The 17671-nt window shown below is 62.2% G+C and carries 13 protein-coding genes, 1 other RNA gene and 2 pseudogenes; 2 read left to right on the top strand and 14 right to left on the bottom strand.

Annotated elements, in window-relative coordinates; genetic code table 11:
- Window positions 1–2: 2 nt before the first annotated feature.
- From NYP16_RS14010 to rnpB, 7 genes are all read right to left on the bottom strand, one after another.
- The gene (locus NYP16_RS14010) at window positions 3–1457 is read right to left on the bottom strand and encodes a UDP-N-acetylmuramoyl-tripeptide--D-alanyl-D-alanine ligase (RefSeq protein WP_274944787.1); all 1455 of its coding nucleotides are present in this window, start codon (window positions 1455–1457) and stop codon (window positions 3–5) included.
- A complete protein-coding gene (locus NYP16_RS14005; protein ID WP_274944786.1) occupies window positions 1454–2902 on the bottom strand; it encodes a UDP-N-acetylmuramoyl-L-alanyl-D-glutamate--2,6-diaminopimelate ligase in 1449 nt (482 codons plus the stop codon). The genes NYP16_RS14010 and NYP16_RS14005 overlap by 4 nt, the downstream gene beginning before the upstream one ends.
- Window positions 2903–2905: 3 nt before the next feature.
- A complete protein-coding gene (locus NYP16_RS14000) occupies window positions 2906–4561 on the bottom strand; it encodes a peptidoglycan D,D-transpeptidase FtsI family protein (protein ID WP_274944785.1) in 1656 nt (551 codons plus the stop codon).
- Window positions 4562–4700: 139 nt separating this feature from the next.
- Window positions 4701–5228, bottom strand: coding sequence for a cell division protein FtsL (ftsL, locus tag NYP16_RS13995; protein WP_274944784.1), 528 nt, complete (start codon window positions 5226–5228; stop codon window positions 4701–4703).
- Window positions 5225–6199: a 16S rRNA (cytosine(1402)-N(4))-methyltransferase RsmH gene (gene rsmH, locus NYP16_RS13990; RefSeq protein ID WP_274944783.1), complete on the bottom strand. Its 975-nt coding sequence runs from the start codon at window positions 6197–6199 to the stop codon at window positions 5225–5227. Before rsmH ends, ftsL begins: the two co-directional genes overlap by 4 nt.
- Complete coding sequence (locus NYP16_RS13985) at window positions 6196–6663, bottom strand: division/cell wall cluster transcriptional repressor MraZ (protein WP_274944782.1); 468 nt, start codon at window positions 6661–6663, stop codon at window positions 6196–6198. Before NYP16_RS13985 ends, rsmH begins: the two co-directional genes overlap by 4 nt.
- Window positions 6664–7263: 600 nt before the next feature.
- Window positions 7264–7658, bottom strand: an RNA gene (rnpB, locus tag NYP16_RS13980) — RNase P RNA component class A.
- Window positions 7659–7744: 86 nt separating this feature from the next.
- On the opposite strand from rnpB, the gene NYP16_RS13975 reads away from it, so the two are divergent.
- A complete protein-coding gene (locus tag NYP16_RS13975; RefSeq protein ID WP_274944781.1) occupies window positions 7745–7963 on the top strand; it encodes a hypothetical protein in 219 nt (72 codons plus the stop codon).
- Here NYP16_RS13975 and NYP16_RS13970 read toward each other — a convergent pair whose 3' ends face one another.
- The 4 genes from NYP16_RS13970 to NYP16_RS13955 all read right to left on the bottom strand — a co-directional run bounded on the left by NYP16_RS13970 (window position 7964) and on the right by NYP16_RS13955 (window position 10804).
- A complete protein-coding gene (locus NYP16_RS13970) occupies window positions 7964–8683 on the bottom strand; it encodes an N-acetylmuramoyl-L-alanine amidase (protein WP_274944780.1) in 720 nt (239 codons plus the stop codon).
- Window positions 8680–9582 carry a DMT family transporter gene (locus NYP16_RS13965; protein WP_274944779.1) on the bottom strand — a complete coding sequence of 301 codons (903 nt, stop codon included), beginning with the start codon at window positions 9580–9582 and terminating at the stop codon, window positions 8680–8682. The genes NYP16_RS13970 and NYP16_RS13965 overlap by 4 nt, the downstream gene beginning before the upstream one ends.
- Window positions 9583–9603: 21 nt before the next feature.
- On the bottom strand, window positions 9604–10338 hold the full coding sequence (locus NYP16_RS13960; RefSeq protein ID WP_274944778.1) for a TerB family tellurite resistance protein: 735 nt from the start codon (window positions 10336–10338) through the stop codon (window positions 9604–9606).
- 76 nt (window positions 10339–10414) lie between these two features.
- The gene (locus tag NYP16_RS13955) at window positions 10415–10804 is read right to left on the bottom strand and encodes a hypothetical protein (protein WP_274944777.1); all 390 of its coding nucleotides are present in this window, start codon (window positions 10802–10804) and stop codon (window positions 10415–10417) included.
- 279 nt (window positions 10805–11083) lie between these two features.
- On the opposite strand from NYP16_RS13955, the gene NYP16_RS13950 reads away from it, so the two are divergent.
- Complete coding sequence (locus tag NYP16_RS13950; protein WP_274944776.1) at window positions 11084–11698, top strand: LysE family translocator; 615 nt, start codon at window positions 11084–11086, stop codon at window positions 11696–11698.
- Between the two features lie 216 nt (window positions 11699–11914).
- Here the strand turns inward: NYP16_RS13950 and metH are convergent.
- The 3 genes and pseudogenes from metH to NYP16_RS13930 all read right to left on the bottom strand — a co-directional run bounded on the left by metH (window position 11915) and on the right by NYP16_RS13930 (window position 17551).
- Window positions 11915–15630: pseudogene (gene metH, locus NYP16_RS13945) on the bottom strand (methionine synthase).
- Window positions 15627–16550: pseudogene (gene metF, locus NYP16_RS13935) on the bottom strand (methylenetetrahydrofolate reductase [NAD(P)H]). The pseudogenes metH and metF overlap by 4 nt, the downstream one beginning before the upstream one ends.
- A complete protein-coding gene (locus NYP16_RS13930) occupies window positions 16547–17551 on the bottom strand; it encodes an ArsR/SmtB family transcription factor (protein ID WP_274944773.1) in 1005 nt (334 codons plus the stop codon). The pseudogene metF and the gene NYP16_RS13930 overlap by 4 nt, the downstream one beginning before the upstream one ends.
- Window positions 17552–17671 lie beyond the last annotated feature (120 nt).

The following is a 17671-nucleotide window of genomic DNA, read 5'->3' as shown; positions in this document are numbered from 1 at the left end:
TCCTATGCATTGGCCGCCTGCGCATCGGTCTTGGACCCGAGCGCGAGCAGCGTGTTCACCACTTTTACCATTCCCATGGACTGGGACCCCTTGATCATCACCACGTCATTCGGACGCACGACGCCTTTGAGCTTTTCCGCCGCCTGAGCCGCCGTGTCCACCGCCGCAAGCAAGGTGGTCTTCGGCAGCGCCGACGCCAGATGGCGCATCAGTTCACCGACCGTGATCACGAGATCCACATCCGCCGCGCGGATGCTGTCGGCCAGCGCCGCATGCAGCTTGGGCGCGGCGTCGCCGAGTTCCTTCATATCGCCAAGGACCGCGATGCGACGGCCACGGCTGCCGTTCCGGGCCCCGTCTCCGCTGTCGATATTGAGCGTGCTCAGGGTATCGAGCGCCGCCCGCATGGAGGCCGGATTGGCGTTATAACTTTCATCCACCACCCAGAAGATAGCCCCGGCCCCAAGCGCCACCTTGTGACGAAGGCCGCGACCCTTGACCGGCATCATGTCGGCGAGCGCGAGCCCGGCGAGGCCGAGATCGGCACCAGCGGCCTGCGCAGTCAGCAGCACGGCGAGGCTGTTCATCACCCAGTGACGGCCGGGCGCGCCGACCTTGTAGGTGATGCGTTCAGAACCGATCATGGCGGTGATGCAGCTGCAATCCTCATGCAGCGCGGTCTTGAGCGGATGGGCGTCGGCGGCCTCACTCATGCCGAAGGTGAGAATGCGTTTGGCCCCGGCGCCAACGGCCGCAGCGCGCAGGCGGGCGAAATGCGGGCTGTCGAGATTGAGGACGGCGATCGCCTCCCCATTCAGGCCCGCGAAGACTTCGGCCTTGGCGTCGGCGATAGCCTCGACCGAGGGGAAATAGGCGCTGTGGGCCTGCTCCACATTGGTGATGAGGGCCACATGGGGGCGCACCTGACGGCTCAGGTCCAAAAGCTCCCCGGAATGATTCATGCCGAGCTCAAGCACCGCGAACTCGCTGTCGGCGGGCATGCGGGCAAGGCTGATCGGCACGCCTAAGTCATTGTTGAAGCTGCCGACGCTGGCGTGGGTCGCCTGCCCGCGGCCAAGTGCGAGACGGAGCGCTTCCTTGGCGCTGGTCTTGCCGACGCTGCCGGTGACGGCGAGGATGCGGGCCGAGGTGCGGTTGCGCGCGGCTTGGCCGAGCGCAATCAGGGCGCTCCGGACATCATCAACCACGAGGCAGGGACCGCCCGGCATGGGACGATCGACGAGCGCTGCGGCCGCCCCCTTCTGGAAGGCGGTGGCGACGAACTCATGGCCATCGGCTTTTTCGCCGCTCAGGGCAATGAACAGATCGCCGGGTTCGAGCGTGCGGGTGTCGATGGAGATGCCGGAGGCGGTCCAGTCGGCCCCGCCTTCAAGCCGGCCGGACGTGGCGGCGGCGGCCTCAGCGGCGGTCCAGAGAGGGCGAGTGGCATCGGTCATGAACGGCCTCCAATCCCGGCTACGGCGGTCTGTACTTCGATCAGATCGTTGAAGTCACGCACTTCCGTGCCGATGATCTGGCCCTGTTCGTGGCCCTTGCCGGCCACCACCAGAATATCGCCGGCTTCAAGATCGCTGACCGCAGCCTGAATGGCGGCGCGACGGTCGGCGATGTCGCGGGCGGTGGGGACGGCGGCGAGAATGGCGGCGCGGATGCTGTCAGGATCTTCGCTGCGCGGGTTGTCGTCGGTCACATAGACGCGGTCGGCGAGTGCCGCCGCGATGTCGCCCATGAGCGGCCGCTTGCCGCGATCACGGTCGCCGCCGCAGCCGAACACCAGCGCGAGCTTGCCGCGCACATGGGGACGCAGGGCGGTAAGTACCGTGCTCAAGGCATCGGGGGTATGGGCATAATCCACATAGATGCTTGCCCCCGACGGATGACGGGCGGCGAGTTCGAGACGGCCGGGCACCGATGTGAGATGCTGAAGGGCCCGAATAGCAGCCTGAGGCTCGGCCCCGCAGGCCATGGCGAGGGCGGCGGCGACTAGCGCGTTCTGGGCCTGAAAGCCACCGGCGAGCGGCAGCTGAATGTCGTAAACTGTCCCTTCATAACCGATGGTCAGGGCCTGACCGCCGTCTTCGGGGACACGCGACAACAGGCGGAGGTCGCCATCATGGGTGCCGACGCGAATGATGCGATGGCCGCGCGCCCAGCACAGGCTTTCAAGCTCGGCCGCATGGGGATCGTCCATATTGAGGACGGCAGTGCCGCCCGGACGCAGCAGGTCGCCGAAAAGGCGGGCCTTCGAAAAGAAGTAATCCTCTTCCGTGCCGTGGTAATCCATATGGTCGCGGGTCAGATTGGTGAAGGCGGCGGCGCGGATCTGCAAGCCGTCGAGACGATATTGGGCGAGGCCGTGGCTTGAGGCTTCGCAGGCCACATGCTCGATCCCGCGCGCCTTGAGATCGCTTAGGGTTTTATGAAGCGTGACCGGGTCCGGGGTGGTAAGGCCGCCGGGGATTTCATAGCCATCCGCCATCACCCCCAAGGTGCCAATGCTGGCCGCCGGATAGCCGAGCTGCTGCCAGATCTGGCGCATGAAGCTTGCCACCGAGGTTTTGCCGTTGGTGCCGGTGACCGCGGCAATGGTGCCCGGCTGCGGACCGTAAAAGCGGGCGACGATCGAGGCGAAGCGGCGGCGCGGGTTGACCGCTGTCAGCCGGTAGACATCCTGCCCCGGCATATCCACATCCGGGGATGCGAGCACTGCCACGGCCCCCTTGTTGACGGCGTCAGCGATAAAGCGCGCGCCGTCGGTCGCGGTGCCTGCGAGGGCGGCAAAGAGATAGCCCGGATGCACCGCGCGGCTGTCCGAAGACAGGCCGGTGATCTCCAGGTCCTGGGCTTTACCGTTTTCCTCGATGAGGTCGGAGAGCAACATGGCTCAATGGTCCCCCGCTTTGCTGTCGATAACCGGCATCAGCAACGCCTGACGAAGCTGCTGCTGATCCTCATGTTCCCTTGGCGCGACGCCGAGCATCGGCGCGATACGGGTGATGATGCGGGCAACCGCCGGCGCGGCCGTCCAACCGCCGCTGGCGAATCCATAGGTTTCCTTGGTCCCCTTGGGTTCATCGACGATGGCCATCACCACATAGCGCGGATTGTCCATCGGAAAGGCGCCGACGAAAGACGAAATGAGCGCGTTGCGTTTGTAGCCCCCGGCTCCGGGCTTTTCAGCCGTTCCGGTTTTGCCGCCGACTTCGAACCCCGGCACATTGGCCTTGGATCCGGTGCCGGACAGCACGACGAGACGCAACAAACGACGCATGGTTTCGCTGGTTTCGGGCGAGACGATCCGACGAATCTCGTCGGGCTTGCGGTTCCCGGCACTATCAGCAAGCAAGGTGGCGGGAATGAGGCGGCCGCCGTTCACAACAGCTCCCATGCCCGACGCGAGATGGAGCGGCGTGATGGCGAGACCATGGCCGAAAGCCACCGTCATGGTGCTGATCTCACCCCAGGGGTTTGGCACCAGCGGGGATGCCGCTTCGAACAGTTCGATTTTAGGCTTGTTGAGCAGGCCGAGTTGGCCGAGATACTGGCGCTGACGCGCCGTCCCGAGGTCGAGTCCCATACGGGCCGAACCGATGTTCGACGAATACATGAACACTTCGGGCAGGCTGAGCCAGCGTGCTTTCGGATGGTCGTCATGAATGCGGAAGCGCGAAATCTGCAACGGCCGGGTGGCGTCATAGCTTGAGTTCAGCTTGGCCACGCCGCTGTCGAGGGCCATGGCCACGGTGAAGGTCTTGAGGCCCGAGCCAAGTTCATAGACCCCCTGCACCGCACGATTAAAGAGGGTGATCTGGTTGGCCGAACCGGCCACGTTCGGATCATAGTCCGGCAGCGACACCATGGCCAGAACCTCGCCGCTGCGGGCGTCGAGCACGACCCCTGCGCCGCCCACCGCCGAAAAGGTGCGGACGACATTTTCCAGTTCTTCATGGAGCACGTGCTGAACACGGAAATCCACCGCGAGCTTCAGCGGCTCCTGCACATGGGCCGGATCGCCGAGGCGTTTGTTGAAATAGCGTTCGGTCCCGGCGAGGCCGTTGCCGTCGATGTCGACAAAGCCGAGGATATGCGAGGCGAGGCGGCCATGAGGATAAACCCGGCGATCCTCCATCTCGAAGGCGAGGCCGGGGATGCCGAGATTATTGACCCGCCATTGTTCCTCAGGCGTCAGGTTGCGCTTGATCCAGACAAAGCGGCCCTCGCCCCTGAGTTTGGTGGCAAGTTCGCTGCGATTGAGGCCGGGCAAGGCCATCACCAGCTTGTCGGCCGCTTCCTCGGGATCGATGACGCGTTTCTGGTCGGCGTAAAGCGACGCTGTGCTGAGATTGGTCGCGAGCACAATGCCGTTGCGGTCAACGATATCGGCGCGCGCCGCAAGCGTGACACCGCGCCGCTGTCCGGCGGGGCTCGTTTCCACCACGCGCTCGATGAAGCCGAGATCGAACAGACGCAACCCGAGGACCGCGAGACCGATGCCAAAGATGGCCACTGCCACTAGGGTCCGGTTGCGCGCAACTTCCATATGTTCCTTAGTGGAACCATCGATCCGAAAACGGCGCGCGCCCCGCAAGCGACCTTGCGGGGCGGGATGTGACGACGCCCCTTGACGGGGAGAAGGCCGTGGTGGCGCGCTGGCTTGCTCTCCGGGCGGCTGACGCCGATCAGTCATTCAGCCCCCCTGCCTGCACATATTTGAGGGTCTTCAGGAAGGCCGTGGGGTTGCCATCCGTCGGTTCATGCCGGACCTGCAACAGCGGGCGGCTTTCCGTGGCCGCGGGCTGCGGCGCGTGACCCGGCAGCGGCACCGGACGGACCATCGGACGCGAACCGGTTTCACCGCCGCTGCTGGCCAGCTGCGGCCCACCGGCGGCGCGGAAGTCATCGACCTGCGCCAGGGCGATCGTGCTGTCTTCGCGCATCGGCACGTTATCGAGGGACGCGATCACCTGCCCTGCCTTGACGGCATCGAGGGCAAGATAGCGGCGGCCAAGCGCTTCGAGCCGGTCGGGACGCGACAGATAGGTCCATTCGGCGTTCAGGACTTTAAGCGCCTCGGTATCATTGACGATCTGCGATTGCAGGCCGCGAACTTCGTCCTGCAGGCGTTGCGTGCGATATTTAAGTTGATAGAGCGCGACCCCAGCGGCAACGATGATCACCACGGCCAAAAGATTGAAAGACCGTTTCATGCTGCTACCTCCAGATCCCGGGCGGGCGCGTCCGTGCGACGGGCAGCCCGCAATTTCGCCGACCGTGAACGAGGGTTCACGGCGGTCTCGTCGTCCCGCGCCTCAAGGGCCTTGCGGGTTAAAATCTCAAAGCTCGGGGCGCGCAAGTCCTGCACCTCCGGCAGATGGCGCGACGGCGCTGCCTGCCCACCCGACCGCTCCCGCAGGAAGGTCTTGACGATGCGGTCTTCAAGCGAGTGGAAGCTCACAACCACAAGCCGCCCGTCGGGCGCGAGCACATGCTCGGCGGCCTGAAGACCACGCTCGAGCTCGCCAAGCTCGTCATTGACGGCAATCCTGAGCGCCTGAAAGGTGCGGGTCGCCGGATGGATCGCGCCGGGTTTTTTCTTCACGCTTGGCAGCGCGCGGGACACCGCCTCGGCCAGTTCACGGGTGCGGGTGAAGGGGCGGTCGGCGCGGATGGACACCAGCGCGCGGGCGATCCGGCGCGAGTGACGTTCTTCGCCATATTTGAAAATGATGTCGGCCAGCTCATCGGCCTCAAGGTTATTGACGAGATCGGCCGCTGTCGGCCCTTCCCGGCCCATGCGCATGTCGAGCGGGCCATCGGACTGGAAGGAAAAGCCGCGCTCGGCCTGATCGATCTGCATGCTGGAGACGCCGATATCGAGCATCACGCCATTAATCCCGGTCACCTCGGCCTCGGCCAGAAGCTCGGCCATGTCGCCATAGCAGCCGGGCAGCAGATGGAAGCGGCCGGGGAAATCCGCCGCCAGACGTTCAGCATGGGGGGCAACGGTCGGGTCGCGGTCGATGCCATAGACGGTGCAGTCGGCCGCCTCAAGCAGCGCCCGTGAATAGCCGCCCGCGCCAAAGGTGCCGTCCACATAGGTCGCGCCGTCGCGCGGGGCCATCATGGTCAGCACTTCGCGCAGCAGAACCGAAATATGGGATGGTGCGGACAAGGTCATGCCGCCCCTCCCTTGGTCATGGTTTCGCGCACCAGGGCCATGGCCTTGGTGTTATGGGCCTCAAGCGCGCCCGGCTCCCACAGCTGAAAGGTTTTGCCGCGACCGACGAAGGCCACCTGTTCGGTGATGTTGGCATGGGCCAGAAGCTCGGCCGGGAGCAGGATGCGGCCTTCGGGATCAAAGCCGAGCTGGCGGCTGTCGGCGAGAATGGCGGCGGCCAGCGCCTGTTGCGGGTCGTTGTTGAAGTCCATCTCGTCCACGGCGGCCGAATGGCGCTCCATATAGCCGAGATCGGCGCCGACGATGGCCGGCAACAGCGGCGAGCGGTAAAGTACCACGCCAGCCCAGAGATTGCCCTCGCCCGCCCCGCCATTGCCCACAAGAGCCGCACGGAAGGTCGCGGGGACTGACACCCGGCCTTTGCGGTCAACCTTGTTGACGAATGTGGACAGAAACAACGGCATGTTCGTTCCGGTTTCGAAATGACCCGCGGCATTGCTGCCCGGCCGTTCGCGCTGATTGGGAAAGTCCCCCGCCCCAGCTTTGCATCCAGAAAACCAGCCGCCTGAAGGCAGAGATGGGGTCTATATGGAGTAACATGGGTCCATATGGGCGTCAATGGGATTACATGGTACTGGATGGGCGTTAACGAGATATTACCGGCTTGCGGCAATGCGGTGCGACGGCTGCGAACGCCCGGGATTTGGGGCGTTTTTGCGGCAAGGGTTGGGGAGACCCATGGCGACCCAGGGGGTTAGGGACGCTGTGACAAATGGGGGACGATGGGGGGGGTGGCGGGGCGAGACTGGATCCCGGTCTTTGAGGGGATGACAGTTAAAGACCGGGGGTGGCCGGTAATATTTGTGAGGAAGGAAGGGCTGGATCCTGTCGCTTCGCTCAGGATGACGAAAAAAGCTAGCGTCATTGCCGGGCTTGACCCGGCAATCCATGGGGGCAGCAAAGGTGGATTGCCGGGTCAAGCCCGGCAATGACAGCCTACTGAAGGGAACCCGGCAGTGACAGCCTCAAGGCGCGGGACCGCCGATGGCACCCATAGGGGAAAAAAGGTCAGATGGCCTGTAAGCCGGGTTCTGTTCCCGAAGTTGCCTTCGGGAGACGGCCATTCCTCTGGGACGTTCGTTGCCGAACGCCTCAAGCAACCAACCCGGACGGTGGCCCGGAAACGGGGCCTGCCGGTCTTGCGACCGACTACCATCCCTATTCGGTCTTGCTCCCGGTGGGGTTTACCATGCCGTCTCCGTCACCGGAGACGCGGTGCGCTCTTACCGCACCCTTTCACCCTTACCTGCTGAACCCGAAGGCTTAGGCAGGCGGTCTGCTCTCTGTGGCACTATCCCTGGAGTCACCTCCGCCGGACGTTATCCGGCACCGTGCTTCCGTGGAGCCCGGACTTTCCTCCCTCCCTTTTGACAGGGAGAGCGGCCGCCCGGCCATCTGACGGTGACAAGATGGCTGCGTGCCCGGCTTGCGTCAAGCCGCCTGATCCTATAGGAAGAAGAAATACTGGCAGCGTTGGGATTTATCATGGTTCGGTCACAGACACTTGTCATCATCACGACGGCCGCCGCCTTGCTTGGCGGATGTTCGAACATCGGCAGCATGTTCAGCAAATCCGGGCCCGAACGGCAGATCAATGAAGCCGTGGTCCCTGAGGTCAAGGAAACCCTGAGGAATCTGCCTAAGGGACTCGTGGCTGACAAGGCCGATGCCCGCCATACCGGGCAGACCCTGGTTCCGCAATAATTACGAATTGATCTGACCCAAAAGATTCGCGAGCACGGCCCGAGTATCCGCGTCCGGCATTCCGGTGACGCTGGTCCGCCGGTAGTGGCGCTGGAAGGCGGTGATGACCTCACGGGTGGGGGCGTCGTCAGCGCCGGTCATATCGAGGCCATAGCCGAACCGGCTGAGATCGGCCTGAAGCGTCTCCCAATCGAAGGGGCCCGGATCGCGCAACTGATCCCTACCCGGCATCAGGCCGAAGCCTGCCTCAGCCAGACGCTCCCAATCGAACAATTCACCGGGATCCTGTTTCCGCGCCGGGGCCACGTCCGAATGGGCGAGCAGCCGTGCCGCCGGGATGTTGTGACGCCGGGAAATTCCACCAAGCAGATCGAGGAGCGCTGTCATCTGCGCTTCGGGGAACGGGCGGTAGCCGCCTGCGTACCCCGGCAGGGCATGGCCGGGATTAACAAGCTCGATGCCGATTGAGCAGCCGTTGATGTCCCGCTCCCCGGCCCAGAAGGATACTCCGGCATGCCAGGCGCGTTTGTCTTCGGGCACGAGCGCGTAACTCGTGCCGTCCTCGTCGATGAGGTAATGGGCGCTGACGCCAGCCTCAGGCTGCACGAGCCGGTCGAGTGCCTCGGCCGCCGTCGCCATGCCGGTATAGTGGAGCAGCACCATGTCGGGGGCGCGCCCGACCGGCCGGTCGTTGAAATTGGGCGACGGGCGAACAATCATGCGGCCTCGGTTTCCCTGAGTTGCACAGTACCGAGCTCGGCAGCGAGGCGGCGGCGCTCGCGGTAGACCACGATGGCGACGCCGGTGGAAATGATCAGGCCGCCGATGATCATGCGCAAGGTCAATTCCTCACCCAACAGCCAGACGCCGCCGATGGTGGCAAAAACCGGACTGAGCAACAGATAGGGCATGACCGCCGTGACCGGGTGACGCTGATAAAGAAAATAAGCGCCGCCATGGCCGAGGATGGAGGCCCCGAGAATGCTGTAAGCGAGCGCCCCCATGCCGGTCGCGGTCAGCCCCTGAAGCTCGGCCCCCTGCCCGCTTTCAAACAGAAAGCTGAGCGCCATCAGGCCCGGCGCGCTCAAGGCAGCCATCCAGGCCTGCATCTCAAGCATGCTGAAGCCTTGAACCTTGCGCATGAAAATGGCGCAGCAGGCATAGGCGCATTGCGACCATAACAACACCGCGACGCCGTCGAGATGACCGAAAATATGCGGATCGAACGACAGCACCGCGACGCCAACAAAGGACACCGCCATGCCGATGATGCGCCATTTGCCGATGCGCTCGCCGAGGAACAGAAAGGCGAGCAGCATGGTGATCGGCACTGCGAGCTGAGTGAGAAAGGCTGCCGAAGATGCATGGCCGAGCAAGGCCGTGCCCAGGAACACCGTGCTGAAATGCATGGGCCCGCCCAAGGCCGCCGCCAGCAGCACCGGCTTCATGCGGCCGGACCGCCATTTGAGCCAGGGCAGCAGAAACGGCAGCAAAATTGCAAATCGCAACGCCGAAAAGAAAATCGGCGACATGTCCTGAAGGCCGTAGCGAATGGCGACGAAATTCCCGCCCCAACCGACGTTGATCAGAATGGCGAGCAGGATATGGGGGAGCGGCATGGGGTCAGGTCACCTTTTCCGTCACGGGCGCCCGCGAGCGGATAAAATACTATCATAGGCCGCATTGATGGCCGCAAGTTTGTGCGTGGCAACGCGGACGAATTCCGCTGGCATGCCTTGGGCGATCAGATGGTCGGGATGATGTTCCTTGACCAGACGGCGATAGGCCAGCTTGAGCTCGGCGTTGCTTACGGTCGGCAGAAGCCCGAGAATCGCATAGGGGTCGCTGTGGTCCGGCCCCATGTGAGCCGCGCGGATGCGGGCGAAATCGGCGTCGCTGAAGCCGAAAATCCGGGATACCGAAATGAGGTAAGCGAGCTCCGCCTCATGCATGTGACCGTCGGCGAGCGCGATCAGAAACAAGCTGTCTAGCAAATCCTCAAGCACCGCCGGACGATCGCGCAGCAGGCCGGCAATTTGACGGGCATAGATTTCGAACCCGGCCACATCCTCCCGCGCCAGATCGAAAATGCGGGTGACATTGCGCGCTTCCTGCGGCGGCACCTGAAACAGCCGCCTGAACAGCGCCACCTCCTCCGCCGTCACCTGGCCGTCGGCGCGCGCCATCTTGGCCGACAGCACGATGACGCCAATGGTGAAGGTGATCGAGGTGGTGGGGTCAGCCGGCGCATGGGCCGTGACCGTGTCGGCGACCGTATCGGCCACATGTCCGGCCAGCGCGCCCAGAAACGCGCCAAGCGGGCCGCCAAAGGCAAACCCCGCTGCACCGCCCAGAAGCTTGCCCCAGATCGACATATGGTCCTCAGCCAAAATACCCGTCGCAGGTTCATAGCAAAGGCCGGGGGTCTAGGCTAGCGGGTTTGAAGTCCGATCAGCCGTCGCACCAGTCATCATTGCCGTCGCGGGCATAGCGGGCATAGCCCTGGGCGGTGAGCAAACCGGCGAGCGGCACCATGCTGTCAAGCTGAACATCGGCGGTAACAGCGTCCGAACCGGCTATGGGATGAATGTTCGAGAGATGAACTGTTCCCGTCATGACTTTTTCGACATAGACCCGCGCTTGTTCAGCCTTCGCCTCCTCAGCCTCGCAATCCGCATCCTCCGAGTCCGGGACCAGGATGCCCTGGACGGTCACCGATAGCGGCTCCCCCGTAGCGGATCGAACCATGATCGTTTTGGCATCGACAACCCGCACCACATCAACGGCAAGTGCAGCACCAGCACCAAGAAAACTCAAGAAAACCAACAGATATGCACCCATAGCTTCCTCCAGAAAAGCAACCAACCCTTTGACGTATATCAGACGCTTTATCTTATAGGTTGTGTTATACTATGCATTAAACTACTTATCCATGCATGAGATGCCCAAGCTTTTTGGGCTTGACTTTTGTCCATTCTTGTTCTATATTTGTTCTAACATCGATTTAGGGCGCGAGACCTGATCTAAGGGTTGCAATTCCGGGGGGACGTGCAATCTTTCTCGTCAGCTGATGCACGGCATATTGATATTTGCGATGATATTTTTCGGGGGGACGATTTCATGGATCTTCTGTCACTTGGCGGTTTTGCCACGACTGTGTTCGTGGCGGCGCTTGTCCCGGGCCCGGGAATCGCGGCTGTGGTGTCGCGCGTGCTTGGACGCGGGACCGATGGGGCGGCGGCGTTTCTGCTCGGCATGATGCTGGGCGATGTGGCCTGGGTGACGATGACGGTGATGGGGCTCGCGGTGATCGCCCAAAGCTTTCATGAGCTGTTTCTCGCGATCAAATATGCCGGGGCGGCTTATCTGCTCTATCTCGCCGTGCGCATGTGGAATGCGCCACCCATGACCGAGGTGATCGAAGGCGACCGCCGCCCGGAACATCCGCTGCGACTGCTGCTGACCGGATTTGCGCTCAATATCAGCAACCCGAAGGTGATGATTTTCTATATGGCGCTGCTGCCCGCCTTTTTCGATTTGCAGCGGCTGAGCCTGACCGGGTATTTCGAAATCATCGGCGTCGTGTTTGCCATGCTGGCACTGGTGCTTGGCGGCTATGTGCTGCTCGCGAACCGGGCCCGGCGGTTCATGCAGAACCCGCGCGCACAACGCATCGTCAGCCGCAGCAGCGGCGGCGTGATGGCCGGGGCAGCAATTGCCATTGCGGTGGGGTGAGTGGCTGCTGTGGCTCGGGGGGATAGGGCCGTTTGACACCATCCTCGCAGTTTACTGTCATTGCCGGGTCAAGCCCGGCAATGACAGATTATATTAATTACGGTTGATGTTTAGACGACAGGTTATGTTTAAATGACAGGTTCCATTTAGACGACAAGCCAGATTTAAACAACACCTACGCTTAAACAACAGCTACGTCTAAACGACAGATCGCCTTCAGCGGTCATACGCCAGATTGGGGCTTAGCCAGCGTTCGGCTTGTTCGATGGTGACGCCGCGGCGGGTGGCGTAGTCTTCTACCTGGTCGCGGTTGATTTTTCCGATGCCGAAATATTGGGCGCTTGGGTGGGCTATGTAGTAGCCGGACACGCTTGAGGTCGGCAGCATGGCGAAGCTTTCGGTGAGGGTGATTGCGGCGGTGTCCTCGGCTGCCAGCAAGCGGAACAGTTCGGGTTTTTCCGAGTGATCGGGACAGGCGGGATAGCCCGGTGCCGGACGAATGCCCTGATAGCGTTCACGGATGAGGTCTTCGTTGGTCAGGCTTTCACCCTGCACATAGCCCCAGAATTCATTGCGCACGCGGTGATGAAGGCGTTCGGCGAAGGCTTCGGCCAGACGGTCGGCGAGGGCTTTGAGAAGGATCGCGTTGTAGTCGTCGTTGTTGGCTTCGAATTCAGCGACTTTTATATCGATATCTTTGCCGGTGGTGACGGCGAAGCCGCCGACGTAATCGGTGAGGCCGCTTGATTCCGGGGCGACGAAATCGGCGAGGCAGTGATCGGGCGTGCCTTCGCGTTTGGCGATTTGCTGACGCAGGAAATGCAGCGTGCTGAGCTGTTCGGATTTGGTTTCATCCGTGTAAAGCCGCACATCGTCGCCGACCGCGTTCGCCGGCCAGAAGCCGAAGACCGCGCTGGCGCCGAGCCATTTTTCGGCGATGATTTTTCCGAGCATGGCTTGTGCGTCGGCAAAGAGATTGCGGGCGGTTTCGCCGACAAGCGCGTCGTCGAGAATTTTCGGGTAATTGCCCGCGAGTTCCCAACTGCGGAAGAATGGCGTCCAGTCGATATAATCGACGAGATCGGCGAGATCGTAATCACTGAGCACGCGGGTGCCGAGGAAGGTCGGACGTTTTGGCACATAGGACGACCAGTCGACGATGGCGTGATGAGTGCGCGCCTCGGCGATGGGCAACAGGCGGTCGGCCTTGTTGCCGGCGGCGCGGCGGGCGCGCACGTCGGCGTAATCATTGGACACCGATTGCACGAAATCGGTGCGCTGGGTATCGCTCATCAGTGCGCTCGCGACCCCGACGGAGCGTGAGGCGTCGAGCACGTGAATGGTCGGGCCCTCATAATTCGGGGCAATCTTGACGGCGGTATGGACCTTCGAGGTGGTGGCACCACCGATCATCAAAGGCAAGGTCATGCCGCGCCGCTGCATTTCAGCGGCCACCGTGCACATTTCATCGAGCGATGGGGTGATAAGACCCGACAGGCCGATGATATCAACTTTTTCGGCCAGCGCGGTTTCGAGAATTTTATCGCAGGACACCATGACGCCGAGATCGACGACTTCATAATTATTGCACTGAAGCACGACGCCGACGATGTTCTTGCCAATGTCATGCACGTCGCCCTTGACCGTCGCCATCAGGATCTTGCCCTTGACGTCGGAGGCGCCGCTCAGTTTCTTTTCGGCTTCGATATAGGGCAGCAAATGGGCCACCGCCTGCTTCATGACACGGGCCGATTTCACCACCTGCGGCAGGAACATCTGACCCGAACCGAACAGGTCGCCGACCACATTCATGCCGTCCATCAACGGCCCTTCGATGACATCGAGCGGGCGGTCTGTCTGCAGACGCGCTTCTTCGGTGTCTTCGACGATATGGGCGTTGATGCCTTTGACGAGCGCGTGGCTGAGGCGTTCGCGCACCGGCAGGCTGCGCCAGACAAGATCTTCGACCTCACGCGCAGCGCCGCTGTTTTTATATTTGTCGGCGATTTCGAGAAGGCGATCGGTGCCGTCGGGGCGGCGGTTGAGGATCACATCCTCGCAACGTTCGCGGAGTTCTTCGGGGATTTCCGAATAGATCATCAACTGCCCGGCGTTGACGATGCCCATGTTCATCCCGGCCTGAATGGCGTGATAGAGGAACACCGAATGCATGGCCTCGCGCACCGGGTTGTTGCCGCGGAAGGAGAAGGAAATATTCGACACCCCGCCCGAGATATGGACATGCGGCAGGGTCGCTTTGATGCGGCGGGTGGCGTTGATGAAATCGACGGCGTAATTGTTATGTTCCTCGATCCCCGTCGCCACGGCGAAAATATTGGGATCGAAAATGATGTCGGCGGGATTGAAGCCCACCGTCTCGGTGAGGATTTTATAGGCGCGGGTGCAGATTTCGACCTTGCGTTCTTCGGTATCCGCCTGCCCCGTTTCATCGAACGCCATCACCACCACGGCAGCGCCGTAGCGTTTGACCTTGCGGGCCTGGGCGAGGAATTGCTCCTCGCCTTCCTTGAGGCTGATGGAATTGACGATGCCTTTGCCTTGCAGGCATTTGAGGCCCGCTTCGATCACCGTCCATTTGGAGCTGTCGACCATCACCGGCACGCGACTGATATCCGGTTCGGAGGCGATCATGTTGAGGAAGGTCACCATGGCCTGCTCGCTGTCGAGCATGGCTTCGTCCATGTTGACGTCGATCACCTGCGCGCCTGCTTCGACCTGCTGGCGGGCGACGGTCAGCGCGGCTTCGTACTGACCGTCAAGAACCAGTTTTTTGAACTTGGCCGAGCCCGTGACGTTGGTGCGCTCGCCGACATTGATGAAGACCGATGTTTGTTTTTTCATTGTACTATCGTGAAAGGTTCGAGGCCGGACAAATGGAGCGCGGGTGCGTGATGCGGCAGCGCGCGCGGCGGGATGTTCTGGACCGCGCGTTTCATGGCGGCGATATGATCCGGCGTTGTGCCGCAGCAGCCGCCGACGATATTGAGCAGCCCGGATTGCGCCCATTCGCGGATATGCACCGCCATGTCGTCAGCCGCGAGATCATAGCCGCCGAGTTCGTTCGGAAGCCCGGCGTTCGGATGGGCCGACACATAGGTGTTCGCGCCCTTCGCGAGGGTCAGAATATGCTGACGCAGTTCCTTCGGGCCGAGCGCGCAGTTGAAGCCGATGGAGATCGGTTTCGCATGTTCGACCGAAATCCAGAACGCGTCCGCCGTCTGACCGGACAGGGTGCGGCCCGAGGCGTCGGTGATGGTGCCCGAGATCATGATCGGCAGTTTAATGCCAAGACGGTCATAGGCTTCAAGCACGGCGACGATGGCGGCCTTGGCGTTCAGGGTGTCGAACACGGTTTCGATCAGGATGATATCGGCCCCGCCCTCGATAAGCGCTTCGGTGGCTTCGATATAAGCAACGCGCAAGGTATCAAAGGTGACGTTGCGGAAGCCCGGGTTGTTCACGTCGGGCGACAGCGACGCTGTGCGGCTGGTGGGGCCGAGGACGCCGGCGACGTAACGCGGGCGGCCGTCCAAGGCTTCGAACTCGTCGGCGACGACGCGGGCGAGCCGGGCGCTTTCGTGATTGAGTTCGGGCACCAGCGCCTCCATGCCGTAATCGGCCTGGGAGATGGTGGTCGAATTGAAGCTGTTGGTTTCGAGGATGTCGGCTCCGGCGTCGAGATAGGCGCGGTGAATTCCGGCGATGACCTCGGGCTGGGTCAGCACCAAAAGATCGTTGTTGCCCTTGACGTCCTGCTTCCAGTCGGCGAAGCGCGCGCCGCGATAGGCCGCTTCATCGAATTTATGGCGCTGAATCATGGTGCCCATGGCGCCGTCGAGCACGAGAATGCGTTCGCCGAGAACGATCGGCAGCAGCTTCAGGCGGTCTTCACGCGTAAATGGACCAGTCATTGGGCGGCCTCCGTCAGGGCCGGGCGCAGGCCCAGCGTGTGGCAAATCGCATAGGTCAGTTCGGCGCGATTGAGCGTGTAGAAATGAAATTCCTTGATGCCCTGATCGTAAAGACGACGGCAAAGTTCCGCCGACACCGCCGCCGCCACCAGTTGACGCGTGGCCGGGTGCTGATCAAGACCTTCGAACAGCTCCGCCATCCAGCGCGGCACGGACGCGCCACAGCGGGCCGAGAAACTGGCCATGCCTTTGAAATTCGTCACCGGCATGATGCCGGGAACCACCGGCACGGTAATGCCCGCCGCACGCACGCGGTCGAGAAACTGGAAATAGAGCTCGGGATCGAAGAAATATTGGGTGATGGCGCGGGTCGCGCCGTTGTCGATCTTGCGCTTCAGATTGTCGATTTCGGTCGGCCAGTCGGGGCTGTCCACATGGCGTTCGGGATAGGCGGCGACGCTGATTTCGAAATCGCCGATGCGACGCAGACCAGCCACAAGGGCGGCGGCGTTTTCATAGCCTTGCGGATGCGGCGTGTAGCAGGTGGCACCTTCGACCGGATCCCCACGCAGCGCGACGATATGGCGCACACCGGCGTCCCAGTAATGGCGGGCGACTTCGTCCACTTCGGCCTGCGAGGCCGCGACGCAGGTCAGATGGGCGGCAGGCGTGACGCCGGTTTCGTTGAGGATGCGGGTGACCGTGTTATGGGTGCGTTCGCGTGTCGAGCCGCCAGCGCCATAGGTCACCGAGACAAAACGCGGGCCGAGGGGTTAAAGCGTGCGAATCGACTGCCACAGCGTCGCTTCCATCTCCGCCGTCTTGGGCGGGAAGAATTCAAACGACACATCGACGTCGCCCGGTGCGAAGGCGAACAGGTTCGGGCGGAAATCGGAACCGTTTCTTGTTATGTCAGTCACGCTGCATGTTCCTTGATGACGGGTGTTTTTTCGGCAGACCAGATGGTCACGGTCAATTCGGTGCTGAGGCCCGTAAGACGCTCGACCCGGCCGGGTTCAAGAGCGGCGGCACGGAACCAGGTGGCAACTTCGGCATCGTGAAAGCCGAGGCGGCGATGGGCGTGAGCCTCGCGCAGTTCCTCAAACTCATGGGGGGCGAAATCGATCACCATCACCCGCCCGCCCGGCCGCAGCACGCGGCCGGTTTCAAGAATGGCGGCCAGCGGATCGTCGGCGTAATGCAGGACCTGATGGAAAATCACCAGATCGGCGCTGCTGTCGGGCATGGGCATGTCATACATGTCGCCAAGGCGGACCTGGCAATTGTCGAGCCCGAGTCGTTCGATGTTCGAGCGCGCCACGGCCAGCATCTCGCGGCTGAGGTCGATGCCGGTGGCATGATCGGCGCGGGCAGCCAGAAGTTCAAGAATGCGGCCGGTGCCGGTGCCGACATCCAGCACATCGCCATAACGGCGGGCACCGAGGATATCGAGCAAGCGGGCCTCGACCTCCGTATCAGCCACATGAAGCGAGCGCAGACGGTCCCAATCCGCCGCCACGCGGCCGAAATATTCCGCCGCCGCCGCCGTGCGTGACTGACGCACCTGCGACAACCGTTCCTGATCCGCTGCCAGCACGTGATCGTCGCCGGGCAGATAATTCAGAAGCCCGCGCGCGAGCAGGCCGATGCCGTCGCCGGGCGACAGCCGATAGAACACCCAGGTGCCCTCGCGGTAGCGATTGAGCACCCCGGCCTCGCATAAAAGCTTGAGATGGCGGGAGACGCGGGGTTGACTTTGACGCAGGATCTGCGTCAGTTCGGTCACGGTCAGCTCGCCTTCAGCCAGCAAGGCCAAGACTCGGAGCCGGGTCGGCTCGGCGACCGATTTGAGCGCCGAAAGCAGGTCGTCCATCGTGAAGCCTACGGCTTCTGGGGACTTTTCTGTTTCGCTCTGGCTCATGCCCGTTTTTCCAATCAAATCTGCGTTACAGAAAGATATAAAGATATCTTTATGTATTGTAAAGAGCCGACAGCATTCGGCTCTTATCATGGTAGAAGAGAGAGTGGACTGGTCTCAACG

It is taken from the genome of Govania unica (genome assembly GCF_027920805.1).
Taxonomy (GTDB): Bacteria; Pseudomonadota; Alphaproteobacteria; order Sphingomonadales; family Govanellaceae; genus Govanella; species Govanella unica.
The sequence above is the reverse complement of the archived record's forward strand: the minus strand, read 5'-3'. Positions and strand labels throughout refer to the sequence as shown.

Bases quoted from the DNA above. Each gene is read 5' to 3' on its own strand.
- NYP16_RS14005 (WP_274944786.1), bottom strand. From the start codon at position 2,902: ATGTTGCTCTCCGACCTCATCGAGGAAAACGGTAAAGCCCAGGACCTG.
- rsmH (WP_274944783.1), bottom strand. From the start codon at position 6,199: ATGACCTTGTCCGCACCATCCCATATTTCGGTTCTGCTGCGCGAAGTG.
- NYP16_RS13960 (WP_274944778.1), bottom strand. From the start codon at position 10,338: ATGTCGATCTGGGGCAAGCTTCTGGGCGGTGCAGCGGGGTTTGCCTTT.
- NYP16_RS13985 (WP_274944782.1), bottom strand. From the start codon at position 6,663: ATGCCGTTGTTTCTGTCCACATTCGTCAACAAGGTTGACCGCAAAGGC.
- NYP16_RS13930 (WP_274944773.1), bottom strand. From the start codon at position 17,551: ATGAGCCAGAGCGAAACAGAAAAGTCCCCAGAAGCCGTAGGCTTCACG.
- NYP16_RS13955 (WP_274944777.1), bottom strand. From the start codon at position 10,804: ATGGGTGCATATCTGTTGGTTTTCTTGAGTTTTCTTGGTGCTGGTGCT.
- NYP16_RS13965 (WP_274944779.1), bottom strand. From the start codon at position 9,582: ATGCCGCTCCCCCATATCCTGCTCGCCATTCTGATCAACGTCGGTTGG.
- NYP16_RS13970 (WP_274944780.1), bottom strand. From the start codon at position 8,683: ATGATTGTTCGCCCGTCGCCCAATTTCAACGACCGGCCGGTCGGGCGC.
- ftsL (WP_274944784.1), bottom strand. From the start codon at position 5,228: ATGAAACGGTCTTTCAATCTTTTGGCCGTGGTGATCATCGTTGCCGCT.
- NYP16_RS14010 (WP_274944787.1), bottom strand. From the start codon at position 1,457: ATGACCGATGCCACTCGCCCTCTCTGGACCGCCGCTGAGGCCGCCGCC.
- NYP16_RS13975 (WP_274944781.1), top strand. From the start codon at position 7,745: ATGGTTCGGTCACAGACACTTGTCATCATCACGACGGCCGCCGCCTTG.
- NYP16_RS14000 (WP_274944785.1), bottom strand. From the start codon at position 4,561: ATGGAAGTTGCGCGCAACCGGACCCTAGTGGCAGTGGCCATCTTTGGC.
- NYP16_RS13950 (WP_274944776.1), top strand. From the start codon at position 11,084: ATGGATCTTCTGTCACTTGGCGGTTTTGCCACGACTGTGTTCGTGGCG.